Origin of the sequence: Streptomyces sp. NPDC099050 (genome assembly GCF_044759865.1) — a bacterium.
Taxonomy (GTDB): Bacteria; Actinomycetota; Actinomycetes; order Streptomycetales; family Streptomycetaceae; genus Streptomyces.
The window spans coordinates 89,480-101,699 of record NZ_JBIWAE010000016.1 but is presented as its reverse complement, the minus strand read 5'-3'; the positions used below and the strand labels follow the sequence as shown (position 1 = coordinate 101,699).

Genomic DNA, 12,220 nt, shown 5'->3' with positions numbered 1-12,220 from the left:
TGGGGGAGACACCATGACGTACTACGAATCGACCGGACACCTGCTGCTCACACCAGTGGACCGGGAGGCACCCGCGCGCGTGCTGCGCCTGCGCGAACTGGGGCTGGGGGAGCGGACGGACGGTGAGCTGGACGCGTTCGCGCGGCGGGTCGCGGACGAGCTGGCGGCGCCGTACGCGGGCATCAACTTCATCAGCGAGGAACGGCAGTTCTTCGCCGGCCTGCACCACGCGGCCGACGCTCCCGCGAGCGGCTATCCGGCGCGGGCGCTCCCCCGGGACCACGGGTACTGCCCGCACGTGGTGGTACGGCGGCGCGCGCTGGTGCTGGAGGACGTACGGGACTTCGCGCGCTTCGCGGGCAACGCCGTCGTGGACGAGAGCGGCGTACGGTCCTACGCGGGCGCGCCCCTGACCGACCGGCGCGGGATCGTCCTGGGGACGGTGTGCGCGGTGGACGTGGTGCCGAGGCGGTGGGGGCTGACGGGGCTCGCGGCGGTGAAGGCGCTGGCGGCGGAGCTGGTGGAGCTGCTGCACGAGCGGGAGGACCGCACGGCCCGGGGGTGAATGTCGGTGCCCGGGTCTACGGTCGGAGACGAGGCACCACCCGTGCCCGTGTCCGTGTCCGTGTCCGTGTGCGTGCCCGGGCCCGTGTTCGCGTCCGTGTCCGTGTCCGTGTCTGTATCTGTGTCGGAGAGGAGTCGGGGGATGGCCACGACGGTTGAGGACGTCCGGGAGATCGCGCTGTCGCTCCCTGACAGCAGCGAGAAACTCGCCTGGGGCATGCCCACCTTCAGAGTGGGCGGAGCGGACGGGAAGAGCGGGAAGAGCGGGAAGATCTTCGCCGCGCTCGGCGACGACGACACCTCGATCGGGGTGAAGTGTCCCCGGGAGGACCGTGCGGAACTGATCGCCGCGGAGCCGGAGAAGTTCTTCGTACGGCCCGGCCACGACGACAACTACGACTGGCTCCGGGTCCGGCTGGCGGAGGTGGAGGACACCGCGGAGCTGCGCTCGATCCTGACCGACTCCTGGCGCCAGGCGGCCCCCAAACGCCTGGCGGCCGCCCATCCGGAGCTGGAGCGCTCAGGGCCGAAGGGGCCGCTCACCGCGGAGTGAAGGCGGCGATCCGCGCGCGCAGCGCGGCCGGGTCGAGTCCGTGGGCCGCCGTGTGCTCCTCCATCGTGCCGTAGCGGCGCAGCTCGGCCCGGCCCACCCCGAGGCCGAGCACCCGGTGCGGGACCGCTTCGAGTGCCCGGCTCGCGGCAGCCGTGGAGGTCCCCGCGAGGTACGGCTCGACCAGCACCACGTCGGCCGGGCCGCGCGCGATGGCGGCGCGCAGTGCCGCGTCGTCGAAGGGCCGTACGGTCGGCGCGTACAGCACGCTCATGTCCATGCCCTCGGTCGCGGCGAGGACGTTGTCGAGCAGGGGCCCGACGGCGACGACGACGCCCGCACGACCCTCCCGTACGGTCTGGAAGCGCAGGCCGGCGACGGGACGGGCCGCCGTGTTCGACTGCGCGGAGAGCCGGACGTAGACCTTGTCGTCCCCGGCGGCGTAGGCGTGGCGCAGGAGCGCCTCGGCCTCGTCCGGGTGGCCCGGGACGTGGACGGTCCAGCCGTCCAGGGTGTCCAGCAGGGCCACGTCCCCCGGCGCCATGTGGGTGAACCCGCCGGCGGGCCAGTCGTAGCTCGCGCTCGCGCTGACGAGGACACCGCCCGTGCCCTGGTGCCCGAAGTCGAGCTTGACCTGCTCGAAGGGCCGCTCCACGAGGAAACTGGCGAAGGTGTGCACCACCGGGCGCAGCCCCGTGAGGGCCAGGCCGCCGCCCACGCCGACCAGCAGCTGCTCGCGGATGCCCACGTTGATCACGCGGTCCGGATGACGCTCCTGGGCGGTCCGGAAGCCGTCCATGGTGATCTCGGCCAGGACGACGGCCAGCCGGGGATCCTCGTCGAGTGCCCGCGATGTGACCGAAATGAACCGCTCGCGCATGGTGTCCATGTCTCCCCCTCGGAGATCGCTACTGCTTCGTCCGTGCTACTTCGGTGCTACTTCGGTGCTGCTTCGGGCTTCTTCAGTGCTTCTTCTCGACCCGGGCGATCACGGCGTGCGGCCGGCCCGGGTGAGGTGTGGTGTACGCCGTGTGCAGCGCCGCGTGGTCCCGGCCGTCCACGGTGACCGCCGACCAGCCGGCGGCCTCGAAGCGGGAGGCGATGCCGCCCTGCCAGCCGTGGGTCGCGGAGTCGTTGTCGATCACGATGGTGTGCAACCGCTCCAGCCCCGCCGCACCGGCGTACGCGAGCGCCTCGTGGTTGCTTCCCTCGTCCAGCTCGGCGTCCCCGATCAGCACCCACACGGCCGGATCGGTGAGCCCCTGGGCCCGCAGCCCGAGCGCGCTCCCGACCGCGAGCGGCAGCCCGTGCCCGAGGGAACCGCTGCCGATCTCCACACCGGGGATCAGGGTGCGGTCCGGGTGGTGCCCGAGGGGCGAGTCGTACGCGCCGAACCCGGTGAGCCAGTCGACCGGGAAGAACCCCTTGGCGGCGAGGACCGCGTAATAGGCCATCGGTCCGTGCCCCTTCGACAGCAGGAACCGGTCCCGCCCCGGATCCCCGGCGCTGCCGGGTCCGACCCGCAGGATCCGGTCGTAGAGCACCCACAGCGCGTCGAGCGTGGAGGTGGCGGCGGGGCCGTGCTTCTCGGCACCGGTCATGAGGGCCATGAGGGCCCCCAGGTCTTCGTGGCGGAACCGGGTGTCCGCGGTCGCTGTCCGTGTCATGGACCGATCCTGCAACCTCAAGCGCGCTTGAGGTCAACCACCGCCCCGCCGGTCCTCGCCCGCACCGCTCGGAGCCGAAAGGTGCGCGCGACCACCTCCGGAAGTGCGGTATCGTTCTCCTGCGCGTTCAAACAGGGGAAACCCCAGGTCAACGCGTATCGGGACGTGGCGCAGCTTGGTAGCGCACTTGACTGGGGGTCAAGGGGTCGCAGGTTCAAATCCTGTCGTCCCGACCATGCGGAAACGCAGGTCGGAGGCCGTTCTCTCGTTCGCGGGAGGACGGCCTTTGTCATGCCCGGCTGTCATGCCCGGCCGCTTTCGGCCGTGGTCACGGACGGGCTGTCCGGACGATCCAGGCCGCCGGATCGTAGACCACCGCTCGCTGCCGTGCCACGCGCAGCATCGCCCCCGAATTGCGCCTCAAGGGGTGGCGATGCACACCTCAGCCGGCTCCGGATTGCCGCTTCACTCATTCGGCGTAGCGTGAAACGGGGGCGGCCTATTCATTGGCAGACAGTCCCGGGGCTCGCCGGAGGTCACGCCGTGCCGACCGGGGCGCGAGGAGCGATGGCCATGGGCAACCTCTCTGTGGACCAGCTGAGTCAACGGGTGCGCGGCGCCGTCGTCACGCCGGGGGACGAGGCCTACGACGAAGCCCGCACGGTCTACAACGCCATGATCGACAGGCGGCCGGCCGTCGTCGTGCGCTGCGCCAACGCGGGCGACGTCATGGCGGCCGTCGACTTCGCCCGGGAGAACGGGCTCGACCTGGCCGTCCGGGGCGGCGGGCACAGCGTGCCCGGCTTCGGCACCTGCGACGACGGGGTGGTCGCCGACCTGTCCACGATGCGCGGCGTGCGCGTGGACCCCGTACGGCGGACGGCGCGCGCCGAGGGCGGCGCGACCTGGGGCGACTTCAACGCGGCCACCCACGCCTTCGGTCTGGCGACGACCGGCGGGATCATCTCCACCACCGGCGTCGCCGGGCTCACCCTGGGCGGCGGCATCGGCTACCTCGACCGCGGACTGGGCCTGAGCTGCGACAACCTGATCTCCGCCGATGTGGTGACGGCGGACGGACAACTCGTCGTCGCGAGCGAGCAGGAGCACGAGGACCTCTTCTGGGCGCTGCGCGGCGGAGGCGGCAACTTCGGCGCGGTGACCTCCCTCGAATTCCGGCTGAGCCCCGTGAAGGACATCTACGGCGGGCCGATCCTCTACGAGCTGGACAGCGCCGGCGACGTGCTGCGCGGCTACCGGGACTTCATCGCCGACGCGCCGGAGCAACTCGGCGGGTTCCCGGCCTTCCAGATCGCCCCGCCGCTGCCGTTCATCCCGCAGGACCGGCACGGCGACCCCTTCATTCTGATCGTGTCGTGCTGGGCGGGCCCGGTCGAGGAGGGCGAGCGCGCCCTCCAGGCCTTCCACGACTTCGCGCCGGTGGTCGCGGAGCACGTCGGGGTCATGCCGTATCCCGCACTCAACAGCGCCTTCGACGCGCTGGTGCCGCCCGGTCTCCAGCACTACTGGAAGGCCAACTTCGTGACGGAGCTGAGCGACGAGGCCATCGAGGCGCACCTGGTGCACGGCCCCCGCGTGCCCGCCGTGAACTCGACGGTCCACATCTACCCGATCAACGGCGCCTGCCACCGGGTCGCCCCGGAGGACACGGCCTTCGCCTACCGGGACGCCTCCTTCGCCACCGTCATCGCCGGCATGTGGCCGGACCCCGCCGACAACGAGGCCAACACCGCCTGGGTCCGCGACTACTACGCGGCCACCGCCCCGCACTCGGAGGAGGGCGGCTACGTCAACTTCATGGCGGACGACGACCAGGACCGCATCCGCGCCAACTACAAGGGCAATTACGACCGTTTGGTCGCGGTCAAGCGAACCTATGACCCGGGCAACCTCTTCCACCTGAACCAGAACATCAAGCCCTAGCGGTCGGCGTCACCGGATGGGCCTCGGCGAGGGCGCAGACGCCGTCCGCGCACTGGCGCTCCAGACGGCCGCGCGAGACGGTGCGTGCCCGAACCGTCCGGACCGGAAGAGAGCACCCCGTGAAGATCCACATGACCAGCGTCTTCGTCGACGACCAGGCCAAAGCCCTGCACTTCTACACCGAGATCCTCGGGTTCGTGAAGAAGCACGACGTCCCGCTGGGCGGAGGGGCCCGGTGGCTGACCGTGGTCTCCCCCGAGGAGCCCGGGGCCGCCGAACTCCTCCTGGAGCCCGCCGGCCACCCCGCCGCCAGGACCTACCGCGACGCCCTCGTCGAGGACGGCATCCCGCTCGCCCAGTTCGCCGTCGACGACGTCACGGCGGAGTACGAGCGCCTGCGCGCCCTCGGCGTGCGCTTCACCCAGGAGCCGCTGGAGACGGGCCCCGTCACCACCGCCGTCCTCGACGACACCTGCGGCAACCTGATCCAGCTCGCGACCGAGCCGAAGTAGCCCCGCCGATTTTGTTGTGCTCATGCGAACCGCGTGCCCTACGCTGCGGTGATCCACGACCTGGACATCCCCAGAAGGACTCACGATTCCCATGATTCGCCGAAGAGCCGGTGCGCGAGCGCCCCGCGCGCTCACCGCCGTCCTCGGGCTCATCCTCCCGCTCACGGCGGCCGATCTGCTCTCCGCACCGGGCGCGTACGCGGTGACCCCGACCAAGCCCGAAGTCACCGGCGCCGGAGCCTTCGAAGGGAACTGGGCGCCTTCCGCCGAAGGCAACAAGCCCGTCCCCTGCAACGGGTTGATGGGCAACAGCGGCCTGGCACTGACCGCGGGCCTGCGCGACAACGACGGTGGGACCGTCACCCCGCAGTTCGTCGTCACCACCGCGGCGGGGGCGGCCGTACCGGTTTCCGACGTCACCACCGTGCCCAGCGGCGGCACGGCGACGGCAAAGGTCCTCGCCCGGAACCTTCCCACCGGCAGCTACAAGTGGAAGGTCCGGGCAAAGGATCAGGAGGGCGCCTACAGCGCCTACACCGCCGCATGCGCCTTCAACGTCGACGCGAAGGCGCCCACGAACCCCGTCACTGTCACCAAGGAGGACGGCGGCGCCCTCACCACTCAGCAGGCGCGCACCAAGGTGCGCCTCAAGTTCAAGAACACGGCCACCGACCTCGCCGGGTTCTGCTGGTCCATGGACCGTCTCATCTCCGTATCCAGTACCCCGTGTGCCGCGGACCACTGGATTCCTCTCGCCCAGGGCGCGACGGAAGCCGTCGTCGAGGTCAGCCCCACGGGCCGGCCCCAGAGCATCCTGTACGCCCTCGCCTTCGACAAGGCCGGCAACCACTCGCCGACCGGCGGTGGCGTCGACGCCACGGTGCTGAAGACCTCCCCGGCATCCTTCGTCTACCCGGCCGGGCAGACCCCGCTGAACCGGACGGTCACGGACCTCCTCGGCGACCTCAACGGGGACGGCTTCGTCGACCTGCTCGGCCCCGAGGCGGACGGCGGCTTGCGTTTCTACGCCGGCAACGGAGCCGGCCGGGTGCGGCCGCGCGTCGTCGCGGAGTCCGGCTGGCAGGGTGCGCTGATCGCGCACGGCGGTGACTTCGCCGGCTTCACCGGCCCCACGGCCGCACCCGACGGCTACGAGGACGTCATCGCCCGCCTGAGCGACAAGAAGCTCTACCTTTACCCCGGCAACGGGCTGGGCGATCCCTCGTACGCCACTCGGCGGGAGCTGGCCCCGCCCCCCGGTCTCGGTTCCACGGGCTGGGGGCGGCTCCAGCAGATCATCGCCCCCGGCGATCTGGACCAGCGCACCGGCGACGGTTTCCGGAAGGGCAACGATCTGGCCGTCGTCGAATGCGTGGACGACGCCTGCTCCGCTGCCCGCCTGCGCGTCTACTCCGGCCGGACCCTGTCCGACGGCAGCGCCGACCAGACCGAGCCCTTCGACTTCCGGAGCCCCGCGTTCACCGGTGGCACCAGCTGGAAGAACTACACGATTCTCGGCATCGGGGACCAGAACGGCGACGGAGTCAAGGACATCCTCGCGCGCAACAAGTCCGACGGGAAGCTGTACCTCTACGCCGGCAGGATCGCCGCGGACGGCACGTTCGGCCTCGCGCCCCGCGCCGCCTACGCCACCGGGGGCTGGCTGCCCGCCGACCGCCCGCTGATCGTCAGCCGCGGCAACGCCCAGGGCACCGTCGTCGGCGAGACGATCACCAGCGACGGCCAGGTCATCAAGTACGACCAGTTCCAGCCCAAGGCGGGTGACGAGCGGGGCGACGTGTGGGCCACGACTCCGGCCGACCCCACTCGCGTGGTGAACTACGTGGACGGCGCGGGCAAGGCGGCCACCACCACCTGCCCCACCGGCTGCCTGCTCTTCTACCCGGGCGGTCCCACCAGCCTCAAGGCGCCCTTGCTGGCGGGCGCGAGCGGCTGGGCCACCAGCGTCACCAGCCTCTTCTGACCTGACCTGACCTGACCTGACCTGACACCTGACCCACCCCCGCACCACGTGGCGGCGCCGCCGGACTGCCCGGCGGCGCCGCTTCACGCGTTGTCGGGCCGGTCCACCGGGCGGCCCGCGTGCAGTTCGACGGGGCCGTCCGCTGCGGTGCGCGCCGTGAGGGAGGCCTCGATCTGGCGGCGGAGGGACGGTTTGGTGTAGCGGCGCAGTTCGGGCGGGGGGACCGCACGCCAGGCGAGGAGCTCCGTACCGGGCAGCCGGATCCGGGCCAGGGTCGTGGCGTCGAGGGTGCCGCCGTCGTAGAGGAAGCGGACCCGGGCCGGATAGCCGGGCCGGTGGGACCAGTTGACGGCGAGCAACCGGCCCGGGGCGAGGTCGAGGCCGAGCTCTTCGAGGACCTCGCGGCGGGCCGCGGCGCGCGGGATCTCGCCGAGGTCGCTGTCGATGCCGCCGCCTGGCAGGTTCCAGTGGTCCGGATCGCCGTACGCGGGCCGCACCAGCAGGACCCCGCCCGCGGAGTCCGTGAACAGCACGCTCGCCGCCGTGAGGGCCTTGGGGCGGGCGGCGCGGTGGCCGGCGGTGTCGTAGGCGCCCGCGTGTTCCAGCTCCGCCCGCCGCGCGGGGTCGAAGCCGGCCGGGGAGCCGGGCTGCGGCACGCCCTCGATCAGGTGCGCGAGGGAGCCGGAGTACAGGGCCGCCAGTGCGGCGCGCAGGCGCGACGCCTTCCGGGCGCCCAGAGCCGCGTAGGCCTCCTCGGGGGTGAGCCAGCGCGCCTCGGTGACCTCCCCGTCCGGGAAGGAGATCGCGGAGGTCTCCTCGGGCGTCAGCGGGCCGACCAGGTGGACGTGGACGACGAGGGAGCGCCCGAGGGGCCCCGGCGGGCGGGAGTCCACGGCGAGCAGCCGCCCCACCGGCACGCTCAGGTCCAGCTCCTCCTTCAGCTCGCGGGCCAGCCCCTCCTCCGGGGTCTCGGTGTCCTCCACGCCCCCGCCCGGGAGCTCCAGATCCGCCTTGTACGAGGTGGTGAGGACGAGCACCCGCCCGCGCGGGTCCAGCACGATCCCGGTGGCGGCCACGAGGGGGGAGGGCTGGGCGGCGTAGTAGGCGCGGACCGAGTCGGTGTACGGGGACGAAGGGGGCGGCGGCGGGGGCTGATCCGGCACAAGGGCTCCTGGAGGCGGGGTGAGGGGGGCGAGGGGGGTGCGGGACGTGGGGTGCGGGCGGTGGGCACGGTGATCCGTACCCACTCGGGGAGAGTCCATGGGGTGGACCTCGGGGGACGGCGGCGGACCAGATGCGCGGAATTGGCTCTGCCGGGCAGGCCGATCGGTCCACAGACTGGAGGTCGGGGCCCGGCCGCCGTTACCGGGGTCGGGTGGCCCGCGGGCCGCGCAGGCGTGCGGTGTGCCCGGTGCTGACCGTGCCGGCGCCCGTGCTGCCGGGCGCCTGGGGGCAGGCGGCTGCACCGGGCCGTTCCCGCGGACTTCGGGGCCGTTCCGGCCGGCATCGCGGGGGCCCGGCGCGCAGGGGTTCAGGCCCGGGCGAGGAGCAGGCCGCCCATCGTGATCATGGTCGCCGCGACGAGCCCGTCCAGGGCCCGCCAGGCCGAGGGCCGGCCGAGCGGGCCGCTGAGCAGCCGGGCGCCGTAGCCCAGCGCGCCGAACCAGGTGAGGCTCGCCAGGACGGCCCCGGCGCCGAAGGCCCAGCGCAGGTCGCCGCGGCCGGCGGCCAGGGATCCGAGCAGCAGCACGGTGTCGAGATACACGTGCGGGTTGAGCCAGGTCATGGCCAGGCAGGTGAGCACGGCGCGCCGGGCGGTGGCGGACCCGGACCCGGACCCGGACTCTGGGATCCCGCCGATGGCGTCCGGGTCGGGGCGCAGCACGCGGCGGGCCGCGAGAGCTCCGTAGCCGATGAGGAAAGTGCCGCCGAGGAGCCCGACGAGGGTGAGGGCGGCCGGCCAGGCGGTGACGAACGCGCCGACGCCGGCCACGCCGAGGGCGATCAGCGCCGCGTCCGAGAGGCCGCAGATGGCGACCACGGCGAAGACCGACTGGCGGCGGACGCCCTGGCGCAGGACGAAGGCGTTCTGGGCGCCGATGGCGACGATGAGGGAAAGTCCGGTGCCGAAGCCCGCGAGGGCCGCCGGGATGATGGCGTAAGTCATGTCTTCGACCGTAGGCAGCGGCGCGGCGAGGAGTACAGCTAAAGATTCTTACCTACCATTAGCTGCTGTGATGGATGAGCTGCCTGTCGACCAGGTACGGACCCTGCTCGCGGTGATCGACGAGGGCACCTTCGACGCGGCGGCCGCCGCCCTGCACGTGACCCCCTCCGCCGTCAGCCAGCGCGTCAAGGCATTGGAGCAGCGGACCGGGCGGGTGCTGCTGATGCGGACCAAGCCCGTGCGGGCCACCGAGTCGGGGGAGGTCCTCGTGCGCTTCGCGCGGCAGCTCGTCCGGCTGGAGCGCGACGCGCGGGCCGAACTCGGCATGGCCGAGGGTCTGGGGCCGGTGATGCTGCCGATCGCGGTCAACGCGGACTCGCTGGCCACGTGGTTCCTGCCCGCGCTGACGGGGCTGCCGCAGGACCCGCCGGTCTGCTTCGAACTGCACCGCGACGACGAGGCGCACGCGTCCGAACTGCTGCGGGACGGACGCGTGATGGCGGCGGTCACCTCGCAGCCGGTGCCCGTGGCGGGGTGCACGGTGCGCAGGCTCGGGATCGTGCGCTACCTGGCGGTGGCGAGCCCGGCGTTCGCGGCGCGGCATCTGCGGGGCGCGGTGGAGCGGGACCTGAGGGAGGCGCCGGTCGTCGTGTTCGACCGGCTGGACCTGCTCCAGGACGAGTTCGTACGGGTGGTGACGGGGGACGCGGCGGCCAGGGCGTCCGCGGTGCGCCACTACGTGCCGACCTCGGAGGGGTTCTGCGACGCGGCGTCCGCCGGGCTGGGCTGGGCGATGCTGCCGACGGGGCAGGCCGACCCGTTGCTGGAGGCGGGTCGGCTGGTGGTGATCGCGCCCGGGCGGAGCCTGGACGTCCCGCTGTACTGGCAGCAGTGGAAGCTGGACTCGCCCGCGCTGTCGATGGTCGCGGAGGCGGTGGCACGGGCGGCCGCGGGGGCGCTCGACTAGGCCGTCTCTTTCGGACCCTTCCGGGATCGAGCCGGGCCCCGCCGTGCGGAGGCTCTGGGGGGATCTCGCGCAGGATCGTGCGCGGGCCGGGTCCGGGCCCTGTGGCCTGCGAGGACCCGTCGGGGGAGGGCTTAGGCTGCGGGCATGGAGTCCTACACCATCGGTCAGGCGGCGCGGCTGCTCGGCGTCAGCGTAGACACGGCCCGGCGGTGGGCCGACGCGGAACGGTTCCCGACGCGTCGGGACGGCACCCGGCGGATGGTCGACGGGCCGGACCTCGCCGCGTTCTGCGTGGAGATCGCGCAGGAGGGCGGCGACGGCGAGGGGGCCCCGTACACCTCGGCGCGCAACGCCTTCGCCGGCATCGTGACGGGTGTGAAACTGGGCACGGTCGACGCGCAGGTGGAGATCCAGGCCGGACCGCACCGCGTCGTGTCCCTGCTGACCCGGGAGGCCGTGGAGGAACTCGGCCTGGAGGTCGGCGCGAGGGCGACCGCGCGGGTGAAGTCCACGAGCGTCTTCATCGACCGGGCCTGAGGGCAGGCCGGCCGGTCGCGCCGGTGCCGGCCGGGTAGGCGGGCCGGGTAGGCGGGCGCCGGGTGGGTGTGCCGGGTGCGCTGGTAGGGCGGTTCGCGTGCCGGTGGCACACTGGCGGCTGATCCGCCGAAGGGGAGTACGTCCGTTGTCCATGTTCAGCACTCTGCGCCGGGCCGTGCGCCGCAGCTACCGGCGGGCCGTCGACCTCAGTCACCCGGCCCGCTCCCCGCTCGGCAGCGCCGTCGTCAACTGCATCGTGTACCGGGACGGCGTGCGCCAGGACGGTCACGGCCACGCCGATGTGGGCGAGGCGCTGCGCCGCGTCCGCAAGACGGGCGAGGGCTTCGTCTGGGTCGGTCTGCACGAGCCCTCGCAGGAGGAGTTCGCCGGGCTCGCCGAGCTGCTCGGCCTGCACCCGCTCGCCGTCGAGGACGCGGTCCAGGCCCACCAGCGGCCCAAGATCGAGCGCTACGACGAGACCCTCTTCGCCGTGTTCAAGACCGTGCGGTACGTGGAGCACGAGGAACTGACCGCGACCAGCGAGGTGGTGGAGACCGGCGAACTCATGGCCTTCGCCGGCAGCGACTTCGTCATCACCATCCGGCACGGCGGGCGCGGCACCCTCGGGTCGGTCCGCGAGGAGCTGGAAACGCTCCCCGAGCACCTGGCCAAGGGGCCGGTCTCCGTGCTGCACGCACTGGCCGACCACGTGGTCGACGAGTACGTGGCCGTCACGGACGCGGTGCAGAACGACATAGACGACGTCGAGACCATGGTCTTCAGCGAGCACGGCGGCCGCGGGGACGCCGGGCGGATCTACCAGCTCAAGCGCGAACTGCTGGAACTGCGCAGGGCGGTGGCCCCGCTGGCCCGCCCGCTCGCGCAGCTGAGCACCCAGCCGATTCCGGTCATCCCGCCGGAGATGCGTACCTACTTCCGGGACGTCGCCGACCATCTGACCCGTGCCACCGACCAGATCGGTGCGTACGACGCCCTCCTCGACTCGATACTCCAGGCCCATCTGGCGCAGGTGACCGTCGCCCAGAACGAGGACATGCGCAAGATCACCGCATGGGCGGCCATCATCGCCGTCCCGACGATGGTCTGCGGGGTCTACGGCATGAACTTCGAGCACATGCCCGAACTGCGCTGGACCTACGGATACCCCCTCGTGCTCGGAGTGATGGCCGTCTCGTGCTTCGTGATCCACCGGGGCTTCCGGCGCAACGGCTGGCTCTGACCGGTCCGGTCCGGTCCCCTCCGGTCCGGTCCCTTCGGGTCCGGCCCCTTTCGTTGCGGCCCGGTCCGGTGCGAAGGCGGGAGGGCCG

General features: G+C 72.4%; 12 protein-coding genes and 1 tRNA gene. 9 read left to right on the top strand and 4 right to left on the bottom strand.

Annotation, left to right across the window (positions count from 1 at the left end):
- Positions 1–13 precede the first annotated feature (13 nt).
- Positions 14–565, top strand: a complete 552-nt coding sequence (locus ACIQV3_RS25595; RefSeq protein ID WP_403715523.1) for a GAF domain-containing protein — start codon at positions 14–16, stop codon at positions 563–565.
- A gap of 141 nt (positions 566–706) precedes the next feature.
- Positions 707–1,117, top strand: a complete 411-nt coding sequence (locus tag ACIQV3_RS25590) for an MmcQ/YjbR family DNA-binding protein (RefSeq protein WP_403715520.1) — start codon at positions 707–709, stop codon at positions 1,115–1,117.
- Here the strand turns inward: ACIQV3_RS25590 and ACIQV3_RS25585 are convergent.
- The gene (locus ACIQV3_RS25585) at positions 1,104–2,003 is read right to left on the bottom strand and encodes a transketolase family protein (RefSeq protein ID WP_403715518.1); all 900 of its coding nucleotides are present in this window, start codon (positions 2,001–2,003) and stop codon (positions 1,104–1,106) included. The two genes, ACIQV3_RS25590 and ACIQV3_RS25585, sit on opposite strands and share 14 nt — an antisense overlap.
- 73 nt (positions 2,004–2,076) lie before the next feature.
- On the bottom strand, positions 2,077–2,781 hold the full coding sequence (locus tag ACIQV3_RS25580) for a transketolase (protein ID WP_403715516.1): 705 nt from the start codon (positions 2,779–2,781) through the stop codon (positions 2,077–2,079).
- Between the two features lie 159 nt (positions 2,782–2,940).
- Between ACIQV3_RS25580 and ACIQV3_RS25575 the strand changes: the two genes are divergently transcribed.
- From ACIQV3_RS25575 to ACIQV3_RS25560, 4 genes are all read left to right on the top strand, one after another.
- Positions 2,941–3,017, top strand: a tRNA-Pro gene (locus tag ACIQV3_RS25575).
- A 337-nt stretch (positions 3,018–3,354) separates the two neighbouring features.
- The gene (locus tag ACIQV3_RS25570) at positions 3,355–4,725 is read left to right on the top strand and encodes an FAD-binding oxidoreductase (protein WP_403715514.1); all 1,371 of its coding nucleotides are present in this window, start codon (positions 3,355–3,357) and stop codon (positions 4,723–4,725) included.
- 119 nt (positions 4,726–4,844) lie between these two features.
- On the top strand, positions 4,845–5,237 hold the full coding sequence (locus tag ACIQV3_RS25565) for a VOC family protein (RefSeq protein ID WP_403715512.1): 393 nt from the start codon (positions 4,845–4,847) through the stop codon (positions 5,235–5,237).
- Positions 5,238–5,328: 91 nt separating this feature from the next.
- Complete coding sequence (locus tag ACIQV3_RS25560; RefSeq protein WP_403715509.1) at positions 5,329–7,221, top strand: hypothetical protein; 1,893 nt, start codon at positions 5,329–5,331, stop codon at positions 7,219–7,221.
- 83 nt (positions 7,222–7,304) lie between these two features.
- On the opposite strand, the gene ACIQV3_RS25555 is transcribed toward ACIQV3_RS25560, so the two are convergent.
- Positions 7,305–8,384: an NUDIX domain-containing protein gene (locus ACIQV3_RS25555; protein ID WP_403715507.1), complete on the bottom strand. Its 1,080-nt coding sequence runs from the start codon at positions 8,382–8,384 to the stop codon at positions 7,305–7,307.
- 368 nt (positions 8,385–8,752) lie between these two features.
- Positions 8,753–9,388: a LysE/ArgO family amino acid transporter gene (locus ACIQV3_RS25550; RefSeq protein ID WP_403715505.1), complete on the bottom strand. Its 636-nt coding sequence runs from the start codon at positions 9,386–9,388 to the stop codon at positions 8,753–8,755.
- 70 nt (positions 9,389–9,458) lie between these two features.
- Between ACIQV3_RS25550 and ACIQV3_RS25545 the strand changes: the two genes are divergently transcribed.
- The 3 genes from ACIQV3_RS25545 (at position 9,459) to corA (ending at position 12,132) form a co-directional block, all read left to right on the top strand.
- Positions 9,459–10,355: a LysR family transcriptional regulator ArgP gene (locus ACIQV3_RS25545; RefSeq protein ID WP_403715503.1), complete on the top strand. Its 897-nt coding sequence runs from the start codon at positions 9,459–9,461 to the stop codon at positions 10,353–10,355.
- Positions 10,356–10,499: 144 nt separating this feature from the next.
- Positions 10,500–10,892, top strand: coding sequence for a molybdopterin-binding protein (locus ACIQV3_RS25540; RefSeq protein ID WP_403715501.1), 393 nt, complete (start codon positions 10,500–10,502; stop codon positions 10,890–10,892).
- Positions 10,893–11,043: 151 nt separating this feature from the next.
- Positions 11,044–12,132, top strand: coding sequence for a magnesium/cobalt transporter CorA (gene corA / locus ACIQV3_RS25535; protein ID WP_403715499.1), 1,089 nt, complete (start codon positions 11,044–11,046; stop codon positions 12,130–12,132).
- The last annotated feature ends 88 nt before the right edge of the window (positions 12,133–12,220 follow it).